Source organism: Spiroplasma ixodetis (genome assembly GCF_040369795.1).
Lineage (GTDB): Bacteria > Bacillota_I > Bacilli_A > Mycoplasmatales > VBWQ01 > Spiroplasma_E > Spiroplasma_E ixodetis_B.
Genome location: NZ_AP028955.1, coordinates 1,210,276 through 1,226,847 on the forward strand (window position 1 = coordinate 1,210,276; position 16,572 = coordinate 1,226,847).

General features: G+C 20.4%; 23 protein-coding genes and 2 pseudogenes. 15 read left to right on the plus strand and 10 right to left on the minus strand.

The genetic code is table 4. From position 1 onward, the window contains the following. Window positions 1-109 precede the first annotated feature (109 nt). The 7 genes from ABWV63_RS08520 (at window position 110) to ABWV63_RS08550 (ending at window position 3,577) form a co-directional block, all read left to right on the plus strand. Window positions 110-532, plus strand: coding sequence for a transposase family protein (locus tag ABWV63_RS08520; RefSeq protein WP_353306002.1), 423 nt, complete (start codon window positions 110-112; stop codon window positions 530-532). 23 nt (window positions 533-555) lie between these two features. Next, window positions 556-963, plus strand: a complete 408-nt coding sequence (locus ABWV63_RS08525) for a transposase family protein (protein WP_353306003.1) — start codon at window positions 556-558, stop codon at window positions 961-963. 256 nt (window positions 964-1,219) lie between these two features. Further along, window positions 1,220-1,588 carry a transposase gene (locus ABWV63_RS08530; protein ID WP_353306004.1) on the plus strand — a complete coding sequence of 123 codons (369 nt, stop codon included), beginning with the start codon at window positions 1,220-1,222 and terminating at the stop codon, window positions 1,586-1,588. A gap of 50 nt (window positions 1,589-1,638) precedes the next feature. Beyond that, window positions 1,639-1,857, plus strand: a complete 219-nt coding sequence (locus tag ABWV63_RS08535) for a transposase family protein (protein WP_353306005.1) — start codon at window positions 1,639-1,641, stop codon at window positions 1,855-1,857. Then, on the plus strand, window positions 1,847-2,062 hold the full coding sequence (locus ABWV63_RS08540) for a hypothetical protein (protein ID WP_353306006.1): 216 nt from the start codon (window positions 1,847-1,849) through the stop codon (window positions 2,060-2,062). The genes ABWV63_RS08535 and ABWV63_RS08540 overlap by 11 nt, the downstream gene beginning before the upstream one ends. A gap of 170 nt (window positions 2,063-2,232) precedes the next feature. Next, the gene (locus tag ABWV63_RS08545) at window positions 2,233-2,493 is read left to right on the plus strand and encodes a transposase family protein (protein WP_353306007.1); all 261 of its coding nucleotides are present in this window, start codon (window positions 2,233-2,235) and stop codon (window positions 2,491-2,493) included. Between the two features lie 172 nt (window positions 2,494-2,665). Next, entirely contained in the window at window positions 2,666-3,577 is a 912-nt protein-coding gene (locus ABWV63_RS08550) for an IS256 family transposase (protein WP_353306008.1), read from the plus strand. Here the strand turns inward: ABWV63_RS08550 and ABWV63_RS08555 are convergent. Further along, window positions 3,574-3,837 carry an IS3 family transposase gene (locus ABWV63_RS08555; RefSeq protein WP_353306009.1) on the minus strand — a complete coding sequence of 88 codons (264 nt, stop codon included), beginning with the start codon at window positions 3,835-3,837 and terminating at the stop codon, window positions 3,574-3,576. The genes ABWV63_RS08550 and ABWV63_RS08555 overlap by 4 nt on opposite strands. A 128-nt stretch (window positions 3,838-3,965) precedes the next feature. Further along, on the minus strand, window positions 3,966-4,157 hold the full coding sequence (locus tag ABWV63_RS08560; protein WP_353306010.1) for a transposase: 192 nt from the start codon (window positions 4,155-4,157) through the stop codon (window positions 3,966-3,968). 75 nt (window positions 4,158-4,232) lie between these two features. Here ABWV63_RS08560 and ABWV63_RS08565 point away from each other — a divergent pair. Continuing rightward, a pseudogene (locus ABWV63_RS08565) lies at window positions 4,233-4,367 on the plus strand (transposase); the annotation flags it as partial. Window positions 4,368-4,661: 294 nt separating this feature from the next. Here the strand turns inward: ABWV63_RS08565 and ABWV63_RS08570 are convergent. From ABWV63_RS08570 to ABWV63_RS08600, 7 genes and pseudogenes are all read right to left on the minus strand, one after another. Then, window positions 4,662-5,845, minus strand: a pseudogene (locus ABWV63_RS08570) (IS256 family transposase). Between the two features lie 4 nt (window positions 5,846-5,849). Further along, on the minus strand, window positions 5,850-6,257 hold the full coding sequence (locus ABWV63_RS08575; protein WP_353306011.1) for a transposase family protein: 408 nt from the start codon (window positions 6,255-6,257) through the stop codon (window positions 5,850-5,852). A gap of 23 nt (window positions 6,258-6,280) precedes the next feature. Beyond that, window positions 6,281-6,703: a transposase family protein gene (locus ABWV63_RS08580; RefSeq protein WP_353306012.1), complete on the minus strand. Its 423-nt coding sequence runs from the start codon at window positions 6,701-6,703 to the stop codon at window positions 6,281-6,283. A 78-nt stretch (window positions 6,704-6,781) separates the two neighbouring features. Continuing rightward, window positions 6,782-6,943: a hypothetical protein gene (locus ABWV63_RS08585; RefSeq protein ID WP_353306013.1), complete on the minus strand. Its 162-nt coding sequence runs from the start codon at window positions 6,941-6,943 to the stop codon at window positions 6,782-6,784. A 369-nt stretch (window positions 6,944-7,312) separates the two neighbouring features. Beyond that, the gene (locus ABWV63_RS08590) at window positions 7,313-7,627 is read right to left on the minus strand and encodes an NUDIX hydrolase (RefSeq protein WP_353306014.1); all 315 of its coding nucleotides are present in this window, start codon (window positions 7,625-7,627) and stop codon (window positions 7,313-7,315) included. 129 nt (window positions 7,628-7,756) lie between these two features. Then, the gene (locus ABWV63_RS08595) at window positions 7,757-8,659 is read right to left on the minus strand and encodes an MSC_0882 family membrane protein (RefSeq protein WP_353306015.1); all 903 of its coding nucleotides are present in this window, start codon (window positions 8,657-8,659) and stop codon (window positions 7,757-7,759) included. Window positions 8,660-8,761: 102 nt separating this feature from the next. Beyond that, entirely contained in the window at window positions 8,762-8,974 is a 213-nt protein-coding gene (locus ABWV63_RS08600; protein ID WP_353306016.1) for a hypothetical protein, read from the minus strand. Between the two features lie 207 nt (window positions 8,975-9,181). On the opposite strand from ABWV63_RS08600, the gene ABWV63_RS08605 reads away from it, so the two are divergent. The 4 genes from ABWV63_RS08605 (at window position 9,182) to ABWV63_RS08620 (ending at window position 11,319) form a co-directional block, all read left to right on the plus strand. Beyond that, window positions 9,182-9,409 carry a hypothetical protein gene (locus tag ABWV63_RS08605; RefSeq protein WP_353306017.1) on the plus strand — a complete coding sequence of 76 codons (228 nt, stop codon included), beginning with the start codon at window positions 9,182-9,184 and terminating at the stop codon, window positions 9,407-9,409. A 622-nt stretch (window positions 9,410-10,031) separates the two neighbouring features. Further along, window positions 10,032-10,310 (plus strand): transposase family protein, encoded by a 279-nt coding sequence (locus ABWV63_RS08610; protein ID WP_353306018.1) that lies wholly within the window; start codon window positions 10,032-10,034, stop codon window positions 10,308-10,310. Window positions 10,311-10,317: 7 nt separating this feature from the next. Next, window positions 10,318-10,725: a transposase family protein gene (locus ABWV63_RS08615; protein ID WP_353306019.1), complete on the plus strand. Its 408-nt coding sequence runs from the start codon at window positions 10,318-10,320 to the stop codon at window positions 10,723-10,725. A 171-nt stretch (window positions 10,726-10,896) separates the two neighbouring features. Further along, entirely contained in the window at window positions 10,897-11,319 is a 423-nt protein-coding gene (locus ABWV63_RS08620) for a transposase (protein WP_353307225.1), read from the plus strand. A 370-nt stretch (window positions 11,320-11,689) separates the two neighbouring features. On the opposite strand, the gene ABWV63_RS08625 is transcribed toward ABWV63_RS08620, so the two are convergent. Next, entirely contained in the window at window positions 11,690-11,884 is a 195-nt protein-coding gene (locus ABWV63_RS08625) for a transposase family protein (RefSeq protein WP_353306020.1), read from the minus strand. 575 nt (window positions 11,885-12,459) lie between these two features. On the opposite strand from ABWV63_RS08625, the gene ABWV63_RS08630 reads away from it, so the two are divergent. The 3 genes from ABWV63_RS08630 to ABWV63_RS08640 all read left to right on the plus strand — a co-directional run bounded on the left by ABWV63_RS08630 (window position 12,460) and on the right by ABWV63_RS08640 (window position 16,501). After that, the gene (locus ABWV63_RS08630) at window positions 12,460-14,412 is read left to right on the plus strand and encodes a hypothetical protein (protein WP_353306021.1); all 1,953 of its coding nucleotides are present in this window, start codon (window positions 12,460-12,462) and stop codon (window positions 14,410-14,412) included. 16 nt (window positions 14,413-14,428) lie between these two features. Next, window positions 14,429-15,754: a hypothetical protein gene (locus ABWV63_RS08635; RefSeq protein ID WP_353306022.1), complete on the plus strand. Its 1,326-nt coding sequence runs from the start codon at window positions 14,429-14,431 to the stop codon at window positions 15,752-15,754. A 99-nt stretch (window positions 15,755-15,853) separates the two neighbouring features. Next, window positions 15,854-16,501: a hypothetical protein gene (locus tag ABWV63_RS08640; RefSeq protein WP_353306023.1), complete on the plus strand. Its 648-nt coding sequence runs from the start codon at window positions 15,854-15,856 to the stop codon at window positions 16,499-16,501. The last annotated feature ends 71 nt before the right edge of the window (window positions 16,502-16,572 follow it).

A 16,572-nucleotide genomic window follows, 5' to 3' on the forward strand; every position in this document is an offset into this window, starting at 1 on the left:
AAAAATAACTATAGACATATTCCGTAAATAAATTTTTTAAAAGTCAATTAATAATTTAAAATTTATTTTATAATTTCTTTATTAATAAATTAATAAGGTGTTGATAAAAATGAATTTTGAAAATTTAAAAAAATTAAAAAATAAACAATTTTATAGATATTTTGGTATAAAACGTTTTCATTTTGATGAAATGTTAACAAAATTAATTGAAATAGAAAATTTAAAAAAAACTAAAGGTAGAAAATATAAACTTTCAGTTGAAGAAAGATTGATGATGACTTTAGTATACTGAAAAGAATATTATACTTTTTTCCAAATGAGTATTAAATATAAAATGAGTGCATCAAGTTGTTTTCGAAATATTACTTGAGTAGAAAATAAACTTAGTGATGACAAAGATTATCAGTTTTTAAAAACAAAATATAAATCAAAAATTGAGAAAAAACAAGAATATTTAAATGAATTTCAATTTTATTTAATTGATTCAACTGAAATTGAAATTGAAAGACCAACTAAAAAAAACTACAGTTAGAATATTTTTCTGGTGAAAGTTGAATGTTTTCTATAAAATTTCAAATTATATATGACTTTTTTAATAAAAAAATTGTTGATATTTTTGCTGATAATGGAAAAGTACATGATTTTCAAATATTAAAAAATTCAAATCTTGAATTTTCAGAAAAAACAATAATTATTGGTGATTTGGGATATCAAGGAATACAAAATATTTATAAAAATACTATATTACCAATTAAAAAAACTAAAAATAAAAAATTAACTAAACAAGAAAAAATCTACAATAAAATTATTTCAAAAATTAGAATTAAAGTTGAACATGTTTTTGATTGATTAAAAAGATTCAAAATTTTAATAAATAAATGTAGAAAAAGTATATTTAGACTTATGTACTTAAGATTTAACTTACTTTGTGAAATTTTTAATAAAACAAAACCATTAAAATAAAAAAATATTTTTAATATTTTTTAAAAATTTAAATTTTTATCAAGTTAATATAAAAATAATATTAACAATTTTTGTGTTTGAAATATAAATTTATTTTTAAAGTATTTTTTTAAAAATATTAACTTCTATAATTATTAACACTAAAAAATTTATAAATATTATTATTGACAATTGATTAAATTTATTTACGGAATATGTCTTATGTTTAATTAATTCTAGTAAATAAAATTAAATAAATAGAAAGAGTGAGTTACTTATGTCTAAAAAACAAAATATTAATAATAATGATCCAATATCAAAAACAGTAGATTTATTATTAGAAAATACTGAAGATTTAACAACGGTTTTTAAAGAGGGATGTTTATATAAAGAATTAACAAAAATATTAGTTGAAAAAATGTTGAATTCTGAAATGCAAAATTATTTAGGGTATGAAAAAAATCAACATAATACTAGTGAAAATGCTCGCAATGGTATAAGTTCAAAAAAATTAATAACCCAACAAGGTAAAATTGAGATTAATGTACCACGAGATCGTAATAGTAATTTTGAGCCAGTAATAGTTGCAAAAAGACAAAAGACATATTCCGTAAATAAATTTTTTAAAAGTCAATTAATAATTTAAAATTTATTTTATAATTTCTTTATTAATAAATTAATAAGGTGTTGATAAAAATGAATTTTGAAAATTTAAAAAAATTAAAAAATGAACAATTTTATAGATATTTTTGTATAAAACGTTTTCATTTTGATGAAATGTTAACAAAATTAATTGAAATAGAAAATTTAAAAAAAACTAAAGGTAGAAAATATAAACTTTCAGTTGAAGAAAGATTGATGATGACTTTAGTATACTGAAAAGAATATTATACTTTTTTTACAAATGAGTATTAAATATAAAATGAGTGCATCAAGTTGTTTTCGAAATATTACTTGAGCAGAAAATAAACTTAGTGATGACAAAGATTATCAGTTTTTAAAAACAAAATGAAAATCAAAAATTGATAAAAAACAAGAAGATTTAAATGAATTTCAATTTTATTTAATTGATTCAACTGAAATTGAAATTGAAAGACCAACTAAAAAAAACTACAGTTAGAATATTTTTCTGGTAAAAGTTGAATGTTTTCTATAAAATTTCAAATTATATATGACTTTTTTAATAAAAAAATTGTTGATATTTTTGCTGATAATGGAAAAGTACATGATTTTCAAATATTAAAAAATTAAAATCTTGAATTTTCAGAAAAAACAATAATTATTGGTGATTTGGGATATCAAGGAATACAAAATATTTATAAAAATACTATATTACCAATTAAAAAAACTAAAAATAAAAAATTAACTAAACAAGAAAAAATCTACAATAAAATTATTTCAAAAATTAGAATTAAAGTTGAACATGTTTTTGCTTGATTAAAAAGATTCAAAATTTTAATAAATAAATGTAGAAAAAGTATATTTAGACTTATGTACTTAAGATTTAACTTACTTTGTGAAATTTTTAATAAAACAAAACAATTAAAATAAAAAAATATTTTTAATATTTTTTTAAAAATTTAAATTTTTATCAAGTTAATATAAAAATAAGATTAACAATTTTTGTGTTTGAAATATAAATTTATTTTTAAAGTATTTTTTTAAAAATATTAACTTCTATAATTATTAACACTAAAAAATTTATAAATATTATTATTGACAATTGATTAAATTTATTTACGGAATATGTCTATTATATGCCAAAGGCATGACTTTATCAGATATTAGAATGCATTTACAAGAGTTATATCATGGCGCTGATATTAGTGAAAGTGTTATTAGTCAAATTACTGATGATGTTATTGATGATGTTGAAGCATGACAAAATCAGCCATTAGAAAGTGTTTATCCGATTGTTTATTTTGATTGTATAGTAGTTAAAGTACGACAAGATAAACGCATTATTAACAAATCAGTTTATATAGCACTAGGAGTTGATTTAGAAGGTAAAAAAGATGTTTTAGGTTTATGAATTAGCAAAAATGAAGGTTCTAAGTTTTGATTATCTAATTTCACAGAAATGAAAAATCGAGGCTTAAATGATATTCTTATTGCTTGTAGTGACAATTTAACAGGAATGTCAGAAGCAACACAATCAGTTTATCCTAAAACCAAACATCAATTATGCATAGTCCATCAAATTAGAAATAGTTTAAAATATGTTTCATACAAACATAGAAAATCACTAGTTACAGATTTAAAACCAATTTATAGTGCATGTAGCGAAGAACAAGCAATGCAAGCTTTAGAATATTTTGAAAGTAAATGAAATAAACAATATCCTCAAATTGCTAAATCATGATATAAAAATTGAGATAATTTAATGGTTTTTATTAGTTATCCTGCAGAAATCAAAAGAGTGATTTATACAACAAATGCTATTGAATCTGTTAATAGTCAATTACGAAAAGTTATTAGAAATAAAAAATTTTTTCCAAATGATATGGCAGTTTTTAAAATATTTTACTTAGCAATTGAAAATATAACAAAAAAATGAACACTTCCCATTCAAAATTGAAATACAGCAATTGCTCATTTTATGATAAAATTTGAAGATATAATTAATCTAAACTAGTAACTTTGTAAAAAGATACACAGATTTTTAAAAAGCCTCATTAAATTATGTTTATTCATAATTTTTTTAATTTTTCGTCTTGATAAATTAATTTTCTTTTCTTTTAGAACAACTTTTAATCTTCTTGTTCCATAAGCTTCTTTATTTTCTTTAAAAGCGCTAATAACAGCTTCATCATACACATTATTTTGAATTTTATATTCTTTTTTCTTGAAATTAAAATAATATGTTGATTTAGAGATTTTTAAAAAACGACACATTGTGCGAATTTTATATTTAACTTTATTTTTAGTAATAATTTCTATTTTCTGCCTATTATTAATGCTGCTTGCTTTAAAATATCATTTTCCATTCTTAATTGTTTTAATTCTTTTCTTAATTTAATTAATTAATTTTCTTCAACAGAACGGTTATCTTTAGTTTTAAAACTGCCTGAATTAGTAAATTGCTTAATTCAATTATAAGTAGCTGCTCTTGTAAAATTGTACTCTTTAGCAAGACAAGACACTGACTTACCACTTTGATATAAAACTACTATTTGTTTTTTAAATTCATCTGAATATGAGTTAATATTGGCCATAATTATAATTCCTTTCTTTTAACTAATTTGTTCACTTGTCTACGTAATTAGTGCCCAATAAAGTGTAACCCATCCATAGGTTTATGAATTAGTGAAAATGAAGGTTCTAAGTTTTGATTATCTAATTTCACATAAATGAAAAATCGAGGCTTAAATGATATTCTTATTGCTTGTAGTGACAATTTAACAGGAATGTCAGAAGCAATACAATAGATATATTCCGTAAATAAATTTAATCAATTGTCAATAATAATATTTATAAATTTTTTAGTGTTAATAATTATAGAAGTTAATATTTTTTTATTTTAATGGTTTTGTTTTATTAAAAATTTCACAAAGTAAGTTAAATCTTAAGTACATAAGTCTAAATATACTTTTTCTACATTTATTTATTAAAATTTTGAATCTTTTTAATCAAGCAAAAAAATGTTCAACTTTAATTCTAATTTTTGAAATAATTTTATTGTAGATTTTTAAAAATCTGTGTATCTTTTTACAAAGTTACTAGTTGAGATTAATTATATCTTCAAATTTTATCATAAAATGAGCAATTGCTGTATTTCAATTTTGAATGGGCAGTGTTCATTTTTTTGTTATATTTTCAATTGCTAAGTAAAATATTTTAAAAACCGCCATATCATTTGGAAAAACTTTTTTATTTCTAATAACTTTTCGTAATTGACTATTAACAGATTCAATAGCATTTGTTGTATAAATCACTCTTTTGATTTCTGCAGGATAACTAATAAAAACCATTAAATTATCTCAATTTTTATATCATGATTTAGCAATTTGAGGATATTGTTTATTTCATTTACTTTCAAAAGATTCTAAAGCTTGCATTGCTTGTTCTTCACTACATGCACTATAAATTGGTTTTAAATCTGTAACTAGTGATTTTCTATGTTTGCATGAAACATATTTTAAACTATTTCTAATTTGATGAACTATGCATAATTGATGTTCGGTTTTAGGATAAACTGATTGTATCGCTTCTGACATTTCTGTTAAATTGTCACTACAAGCAATAAGAATATCATTTAAGCCTCGATTTTTCATTTCTGTGAAATTAGATAATCAAAACTTAGAACCTTCATTTTCACTAATTCATAAACCTAAAACATCTTTTTTACCTTCTAAATCAACTCCTATTGCTATATAAACTGATTTGTTAATAATGCTTTTATATTGTCGTACTTTAACTACTATACAATCAAAATAAACAATCGGATAAACACTTTCTAATGGCCGATTTTGTCATGCTTCAACATCATCAATAACATCATCAGTAATTTGACTAATAACACTTTCACTAATATCAGCACCATGATATAACTCTTGTAACTGCATTCTAATATCTGATAAAGTCATGCCTTTGGCATATAATGAAAGAACTTGTTGATCAAAACCATCAAATCTTCTTTGTCTTTTTGCAAATATTACTGGTTCAAAATTACTATTACGATCTCGTGGTACATTAATCTCAATTTTACCTTGTTGAGTTATTAATTTTTTTGAACTTATACCATTACGAGCATTTTGACTATTATTATGTTGATGTTTTTAATATCCTAAATAATTTTGCATTTCAGAATTCAACATTAGACATATTCCGTAAATAAATTTAATCAATTGTCAATAATAATATTTATAAATTTTTTAGTGTTAATAATTATAGAAGTTAATATTTTTTTATTTTAATGGTTTTGTTTTATTAAAAATTTCACAAAGTAAGTTAAATCTTAAGTACATAAGTCTAAATATACTTTTTCTACATTTATTTATTAAAATTTTGAATCTTTTTAATCAAGCAAAAACATGTTCAACTTTAATTCTAATTTTTGAAATAATTTTATTGTAGATTTTTTCTTGTTTAGTTAATTTTTTATTTTTAGTTTTTTTAATTGGTAATATAGTATTTTTATAAATATTTTGTATTCCTTGATATCCCGAATCACCAATAATTATTGTTTTTTCTGAAAATTCAAGATTTGAATTTTTTAATATTTGAAAATCATGTACTTTTCCATTATCAGCAAAAATATCAACAATTTTTTTATTAAAAAAGTCATATATAATTTGAAATTTTATAGAAAACATTCAACTTTTACCAGAAAAATATTCTAACTGTAGTTTTTTTTAGTTGGTTTTTCAATTTCAATTTCAGTTGAATCAATTAAATAAAATTGAAATTCATTTAAATCTTCTTGTTTTTTCTCAATTTTTGATTTATATTTTGTTTTTAAAAACTGATAATCTTTGTCATCACTAAGTTTATTTTCTACTCAAGTAATATTTCGAAAACAACTTGATGCACTCATTTTATATTTAATACTCATTTGGAAAAAAGTATAATATTCTTTTCAGTATACTAAAGTCATCATCAATCTTTCTTCAACTGAAAGTTTATATTTTCTACCTTTAGTTTTTTTTAAATTTTCTATTTCAATTAATTTTGTTAACATTTCATCAAAATGAAAACGTTTTATACCAAAATATCTATAAAATTGTTCATTTTTTAATTTTTTTAAATTTTCAAAATTCATTTTTATCAACACCTTATTAATTTATTAATAAAGAAATTATAAAATAAATTTTAAATTATTAATTGACTTTTAAAAAATTTATTTACGGAATATGTCTATTTTTTCAACTAATCTTTTTGTTAATTCTTTATATAAGCCTCCCTCTTTAAAAAATGTTGTTAAATCTTCAGTATTTTCTAGTAATAAATCTACTGCTTTTGATATTGGATAATTATTATTAATATTTTGTTTTTTAGACATACGTAACTCACTCTTTCTAGTTATTTAATTTTATTTACTAGAATTAATTAAACATATTTATTTTTGTAAGTTACACAGATTACTAAACATTACCAAAAAGCTATTGATTTTGTTTTTCAAGATATGAGTAAAAATTACTTTAGTTAGATATATGTTATTATCAAAATTAATCATATTTTTTAAGTTTAATTTGCCATAAGTAGTTAAAATTAAAGCATCATTTGATTTATTTAACTGCTTTGAACTAATAAATCTTGCACTAGTTTCTTTTTCACCAACTGTATTATCACTTTTTCCTTTATAGGTTGCAGTTAAATCTAAACCTAATTTAGATAAATCAACACCATAGAAAAATCATAATTTTGTACTTTATTTATTTGCAAAGTGTTTTCCTAAATAATGAATTTTTACTTTTTTATTAGTAACATCAATACCGGTTTCTTCCAACATTTCATTAATTACAGTTTGATAATGACTATTATTTTCAATTCAGCCATTGATAGTACTGTACTGACTAATCTGTTTGTGTTTAAATAATGGGTTGTATTCTTTAGTTAATAAATAATGATATTCATTGTCTTTGAAAACATAGGGTAATATAGTAACTCCTTGGTTTTTACATCAAGGTTCTTCTACACCATGCATAAATTCAACTTTAATAAGTTTTAAATATTCTTTATTCATAAAAATATCTTCCTTTCAAATAAAATTTAGAAGTAAAAAATTGTAACAGCATAGGTTACAACTCACTTATCTTTAAACTTCTTTGCATGAAAGAAAGATAAAATATATTTTATAGATAGGCATAATAAATTACTTAATTTGTGAATTATAAATAATTATTTTTTTTCTTAATAAAACAAAAATTAAAAAAAATAAAATAGTAATAATTGAAAGAAAAATAATCAAACAAATTTTATTAGTTTTTTTCTTTAAATTTTCAATTTCTTCACTTGAAATTACTTCATATCCAAAATTTTTAATAATATCATTTTTGTTTTTCTTGGTAATAATTAAAGAAAAAATATTTACTGAATATACCACAATTAAAATAATTAATGTAATATTAATTTCACTATCCAAATTTTTAAGTGAAAATAATTTTCAAAAACCAATATAAAAGTCTTTATTTCCATTATCATATTGATTATTTAAGAAAAACAAAATACCGAAAGAAAGTAAACCAAATAAAAAAACAAATGCTGTAATTCAATTAAGAATTATTTTTCTAACTATCATTTTTCTATAAAAAATAATAATAAAACTAGGTATTTTATTATCAATATTATTTTGATTTATAATATAATTATTTTTTTCTCCGATAATTTTTTTTAAATCATATATACCATAAAAAAGAACAAAAATTGAAGTTATAAAAATGAAAATTAATAAATATAAATTTGGTATTAATTGAATTTTAATACTACCAATAATAGGGTTTAAAAAATTAAGTTCTTTTGGTAATAACGAAGATAAAGTTTGTATTGAATCTAAAGAATAACCTTTGTTTTTAGCGAAAAAATAAACATAAATAAAAAATGAAGAAATTATTGCAAAACCTAAACCAATCAAAATTAAAAATGTTGATCGTATTTTTTCTATAAAAATTTTTCTTTTAATAAATTTTAAAATACTTTTATTTTGGTTAGCTAAATTTGATGAATAATTATTTTCAACATTAACATTATTTTCCTCTAATTTAGCCACTTCTTCCATAATCTAATCACCAAAATCTTTTTATTTAATTATACTTTTTTTAAAATTTCTTACTCTTAATTTGCTTTTTGTTATTGTAATATTTTTTTTTCATAAAACTACTTAATTATTACTATTAAAAAATATTTTATTCAATTTAATATCAAAATATGATTTATATGCAGCAAATGAACTTTCATTTAAAAATCATTTAAAATAAATATTTTCATTATCATGTCAAATATTTAAATCAACTTTTATGTAATTCCCAATTGGAGTTGTGGTATTTAAATCATATGGTAATGTTGGAAATGTGTTGACTTCAACTTTAAACATAGAGTTAGTATTACCTTCACCTTGGTTAATTTTTACGTTTTGTGTTTGATTTGATAATTTTGCAATATTTTTTTTCTCATTTGATAATGAAACTTTTAGAATTGAGTGTTCATCAAAATTAAAAGTTTGATATTTTTTTGTAAAATTATTTCATGAATCAGCATAATCAATTCATTTTAATAATTTATATGTATCAGAAATACTATTATGATAAGATCATACTCCATTATATCAATCACTAAAAGAATTAATAATTTAAAATCAAAAATTTTAGAATCAGTAAAAAAAGATTTAGCAAAAAACGATATTATTTTTACTTATGAATTGATAAAAGTTGGTAGAAAATATAACAAAATTATTTTAAATACGCATTTAGATTTAGAAAAATTTAATGCTCAAAATCCTGAATTAGAAAAAGTACCAACTAAAAAATAATATAAAGTATATGCGGATAAATCAAAGCTGAAAGCAAACATTTTTAAAAAACAAAAAAGTAAAATAATTGAAAAAACAATTTTAACTGATAAACAACTACAAAATATTTTTAAAAATATTGATAATGATTAAAATATGATATAGCTAACTAAAGTAATGTTTACTCATATCTTGAAAAACAAAATCAATTGCTTTTTTAATATTTGGTCAATAATTTGGTAATATTTTTCTTATATTATGTTTTATAGCAAATCAAAAATGTTCAATTAGATTTAAATTAGGAGAATATGGGGTAATTTTTAGTAATCTGTGTAACTTACAAAAATAACTATGTTTAATTAATTCTAGTAAATAAAATTAAATAAATAAGACATATTCCGTAAATAAATTTTTTAAAAGTCAATTAATAATTTAAAATTTATTTTATAATTTCTTTATTAATAAATTAATAAGGTGTTGATAAAAATGAATTTTGAAAATTTAAAAAATTAAAAAATGAACAATTTTATAGATATTTTGGTATAAAACGTTTTCATTTTGATGAAATGTTAACAAAATTAATTGAAATAGAAAATTTAAAAAAACTAAAGGTAGAAAATATAAACTTTCAGTTGAAGAAAGATTGATGATGACTTTAGTATACTGAAAAGAATATTATACTTTTTTCCAAATGAGTATTAAATATAAAATGAGTGCATCAAGTTGTTTTCGAAATATTACTTGAGTAGAAAATAAACTTAGTGATGACAAAGATTATCAGTTTTTAAAAGCAAAATATAAATCAAAAATTGATAAAAAACAAGAATATTTAAATGAATTTCAATTTTATTTAATTGATTCAACTGAAATTGAAATTGAAAGACCAACTAAAAAAACTACAGTTAGAATATTTTTCTGGTAAAAGTTGAATGTTTTCTATAAAATTTCAAATTATATATGACTTTTTTAATAAAAAAATTGTTGATATTTTTGCTGATAATGGAAAAGTACATGATTTTCAAATATTAAAAAATTCAAATCTTGAATTTTCAGAAAAAACAATAATTATTGGTGTCTTGGGATATCAAGGAATACAAAATATTTATAAAAATACTATATTACCAATTAAAAAAACTAAAAATAAAAAATTAACTAAACAAGAAAAAATCTACAATAAAATTATTTCAAAAATTAGAATTAAAGTTGAACATGTTTTTGCTTGATTAAAAAGATTCAAAATTTTAATAAATAAATGTAGAAAAAGTATATTTAGACTTATGCACTTAAGATTTAACTTACTTTGTGAAATTTTTAATAAAACAAAACCATTAAAATAAAAAAATATTTTTAATATTTTTTTAAAAATATTAACTTCTATAATTATTAACACTAAAAAATTTATAAATATTATTATTGACAATTGATTAAATTTATTTACGGAATATGTCTAATGAGTTTATCCTAAAACCGAACATCAATTATGCATAGTTAATCAAATTAGAAATAGTTTAAAATATGTTTCATACAAACATAGAAAAACACTAGTTACAGATTTAAAACCAATTTATAGTGCATGTAGTGAAGAACAAGCAATGCAAGCTTTAGAATCTTTTGAAAGTAAATGGAATAAACAATATCCTCAAATTGCTAAATCATGATATAAAAATTGAGATAATTTAATGGTTTTTATTAGTTATCATGCAGAAATCAAAAGAGTGATTTATACAACAAATGCTATTGAATCTGTTAATAGTCAATTACGAAAAGTTATTAGAAATAAAAAAGTTTTTCCAAATGATATGGCAGTTTTTAAAATATTTTACTTAGCAATTGAAAATATAACAAAAAAATGAACAATGCCCATTCAAAATTGAAATACAGCAATTGCTCATTTTATGATAAAATTTGAAGATAGAATTAATCTAAACTAGTAACTTTGTAAAAAGATACACAGATTTTTAAAAAGCCTCATTTTTTCTTGTTTAGTTAATTTTTTATTTTTAGTTTTTTTAATTGGTAATATAGTATTTTTATAAATATTTTATATTCCTTGATATCCCAAATCACCAATAATTATTGTTTTTTCTGAAAATTCAAGATTTTAATTTTTTAATATTTGAAAATCATGTACTTTTCCATTATCAGCAAAAATATCAACAATTTTTTTATTAAAAAAGTCATATATAATTTGAAATTTTATAGAAAACATTCAACTTTTACCAGAAAAATATTCTAACTGTAGTTTTTTTTAGTTGGTCTTTCAATTTCAATTTCAGTTGAATCAATTAAATAAAATTGAAATTAATTTAAATCTTCTTGTTTTTTCTCAATTTTTGATTTATATTTTGTTTTTAAAAACTGATAATCTTTGTCATCACTAAGTTTATTTTCTGCTCAAGTAATATTTCGAAAACAACTTGATGCACTCATTTTATATTTAATACTCATTTGGAAAAAAGTATAATATTCTTTTCAGTATAATAAAGTCATCATCAATCTTTCTTCAACTGAAAGTTTATATTTTCTACCTTTAGTTTTTTTAAATTTTCTATTTCAATTAATTTTGTTAACATTTCATCAAAATGAAAACGTTTTATACCAAAATATCTATAAAATTGTTAATTTTTTAATTTTTTTAAATTTTCAAAATTCATTTTTATCAACACCTTATTAATTTATTAATAAAGAAATTATAAAATAAATTTTAAATTATTAATTGACTTTTAAAAAATTTATTTACGGAATATGTCTAATCTTTTTTAAAAAGAATATTGTCTTTTTTTATAATAAGTGTAATATTATTTTAAGGACAGATTATTTCTTTCCTTATAATTTTAATAGGTGTATAGCAAAGTTTATATGATTATTAAAATTATTAATATTAAAATATAAAAACTAAATTTAATTGGTTTAAACTATTTTAATACTTTTTACTATTTTAATATTTTAGTTAAAAATAGCAAGTTAAAGCGTTAAGTTATATTTTTCACTTTAGATTATTTAAAAAATAATGCTAGGAAAGGATTGTTAAAATGGAATATAAAATAAATAGCAATAGACCGAGTAAAGATATGATTAATCAGGATAAACATAAAAAAATAAAAACAGAATCTAATTCAATATATACAATTAATGTTAAAAAAAATAAGAAGAAAATAATCTTATTATTTTCGTTGTATTTATTAGCATTTGGCTCTACAACAGTTACTACAATATTACTCTTACATACTGCTGCTGATTTCAATAATTCTGAATTTAATCCTAATTCTAATAATAAATTATGAGATGATTATTATCAAAAACATCATCGTAACTATGAACCTATTAGTTTAGATTCTACTATTGCTTATTTTAGTAAATCAACAAATATTGTTAATTTTAATGTTATTGAAAATGCTGCTGATAATGGTAATATTGATTTTACAAATGTTTTAAGTAGTATTGATAATAATTTACAAAAAACTGATCCTAAAATTGAAAGTGATATTGATAATGATAATTCAAATTTATTACCAATTAATTTTTTCTTAAATGCTAATTATAATCCAGCAGTTAAATTTACTGTTGGTAAGGATAAAAAACCGATAACTAATAATTCTTTTATTTTGCCAAAGAACTTTAATGAGTCTAAAAGTTATGTTTTACATTTAACAACTAATGATCAAGCATCAATTTTTGGCATTGAAAATACTAACGTTAATATCGAAATTAATATTAATATTATAAATCAAGTTGCAATTAATATTGCTAGTTTACCAGTTAACTTTTCTGATAATATTATTAATATTACTAATCCTGAAAATGCTACTATTGATTCAATAAAAGATAAATGATTAATTCCGACAATTCAAGATCAATTTGCAACAACTTTAAGTAAAGCATTAAATGTACCCAAAAAAGAAATTAAACCTAGTTATTACAAAATTGAATTTCAAAATGGTTCAGAACCACAAAACTTTACTAAAAGTGTTCCTGTTCAATTTTCAATTACATCTTTAGATAATAATCCTTGAAACTTTACAGGAAAAAAAGATGATTCCACTATAAATGTTAAAAATGATATTGCTGATTTAAGTAGTATGAAAGAATTAACTAATGAAATTGAAACACAATATAATAATGATAAAGATAATAAAAACTTTCAAATTACTTTAGATAATCAAAAAGATAAAAATGGTAACTATATTAATGCTGATGTTAGTTTATCAGAAGATAATCTTAAATTTATTAATGATCAAATTATTAAATGTGTTCAAACAATTTGTCAAAATTATTTCCAAAAAAATTATTCAGATCTTAATATTGAAGATAGTGATTATATAATATCAACAAATTTAAAAGTTGGTGATAATATCTTTAATAATAAATTAGGTAAAAATATTGAAATAAAAATAACCGCTAGTCCTAATGATCATAAATTAACAAAAAGTTTAGATAGCATTAAGGCGATTATTCATGGTCATAATCAAAATAATATTACTGGTAATTATTCTTCACTAAAAGATTTTGCATTAAAAGGTATTTGATTAAAAGATGGTCAAGATGCAAATATTTTACAAGAAGGTCAACATTTTTATGAACAAGATAATTTATTAGATAATTGAATCACTAATAAAAATAGTTTATTAAATACAATTAATAAAAATTCTTATCATCCAGTTGAGGATGCATTTACTGGACAGTTCACTATGAATTATTTATTAGATGGTGACACAAAACCAAGTGGTATGTCAGTTGATATTAGTAAATATATTAAAGGTGGTAAGGCAAATAATTTTTGAGATTTAATTACTAAAACAAAAATTATTTTTCTAGAAACCGATGTTGCAGTAACAACAAAATCGGGTTGAGAGTTAAATAATGTAAAACTAGTATTTACTGACAGGGAAACACAACCAACTAAAGATAATACACTTTATACTCTTGATTTATCAGAAAGGTTTGCTGGCAAAACTATTAGTAATCGTGCTACTTTAACATTCCCTGATTTTAATTTTAATTTTAATTACCAATTAGTAAGTTAAAAAAGGAAAAACTAATATGAAACAATTATTAATCATTTTAAGTACATTAACTTTAACAAGTATTAGTATTATTAATACTATTGATGGTACTAATACTACTATTAATAAATTGTTAGCAAATAAATCATCAATAAGTGATTCTGTAACTTCATTATTTAATAATCAATATGGTTATTTAAATGATAGTGATATAATAACTAATCAATCAATAATAGATCATAAATATTATAGTTATGATACTAGTCATGCTAATTATTTATTAAGTGATGGTAAGACATTAGCACGAACATTATTTACTGTTGATAATAAAGGTGAATTAGTTTATAAAAAAGATGCTGTAATACCAGCAAAAGATAAAGTTGATGTTAATAATACTAAACAAGAAATGGTTAGTCATAAAAAAATTGATAATATTAATAATATTTATAATCCGTATAGTAAAAGTGAATATTCTAAAACATGTTTTAGTGGTGATAATACTGATTGACAATATATTCAATTTGGTGGAGTTGAAAAACATATTGATATTTCCCAACAAACAGGCGCTGATAAAGTTGAACATAGCAGTAGTTTAAGTGAAACATTAGGTTTATATTATATTGCAAAAGCAGCAAGTGAAAATAAAATTACTAAAGTAGTAGCTGTTAATTTAGGAACATATTTTATGAGTCAAACAAGTATTAAAGATAGTTTTAATAAAGATTTAACTAGTAAAATTATTAATTTAATTAGTACTAATAATAATATTTTTAATTTTATATATGGTTCACCAATGAAGGTAAATGATAAAAATTATTCAATCAATTATATTTGTGATAGTAATAATAATATAATTTCTATTTATTATACAAAATGAAATAATGATAATCTTGTTTCAAATATCAATGTTAAAACTTATAAAAGTTATAGTGGTAATAATGATTATGGTATGTGATATTATGTACCTAAAACTGTTATTAGCAATTTTACGCAAGATGGTAAGATTGCTAGCTGAAAAGATTTTATTACTATATATCCAACATTAACTTTTGATGATAATTCATTTTTTTCTGTCTATTGTCAATATGGTAAGGAACAATATAGTGGTTCAAAATTAAGCATTGATACTTCTAAAATTGATACTAGTTACAATTTTAATCATAACTTTTGGTCAGTAAGTGTTAATCATGATGGAGGAATATTCGGAACTCACGTTGAAATAAAAGCTGATGCACAAATTTGACATGATGATCATAATATTTATATTAATTATAGATGATATGAATATTCTAAATTTGCAACGGAAGGTGCTTTTTTCTCAACTACACTAAATCAATCATCTTTTATTAACATTATGAAATAAAATTTATAAAATGTTATATATATTATTATAGATTAATAAGATATTTTAATTTATAAAAAATATTATTTTAGGATGCTAAAAATAGAAAGGGAAAATACAATGAAACAATTATTAATTACTTTAAGTACATTAACAACATTAACTTTAACAAGTAATAGTATTATTAATACTATTGATGCTACTAATACTGCTATTAATAAACTATTAACAAATAAATTATCAATAATTGATTCTGTAACTTCATTATTTAATAATCAATATGGTTATTTAAGTAGTAGTGATTGAATTACTAATCAAATAGATAATAACTATTATAGTTATGATACTAGTCATGCTAATTATTTATTAAGTGATTGTAAGACATCAGCACGAGCATTATTTACTGTTGATAATAAAGGTGAATTAGTTTATAAAAAGGATGCTGTAATACCACCAAAAGATAAAGTCGAAGTTGATGCTGCTAAACAAGAAATGATTACTCATAAAAAAATTACCACAGTTAAAGATAAATATAATCCATATAGTAAAATTGAATATTATCATACATATTTTAGTAGCGATAATACTGATTGACAATATATTCAATTTGGTGGAGTTGAAAAAAATATTGATATTTCTCAACAAGCAGGTGCTGATAAAGTTGAACATAGCAATAGTTTAAGTGAAGCATTAGGTTTATATTATATTGCAAAAGCAGCAAAAAATAATTTAATTGATAATGCTATTGCTAATAAAATAGGTCAATAATTTGGTAATGTTTAGTAATATGTGTAACTTACAAAAATAACTATGTTTAATTAATTCTAGTAAATAAAATT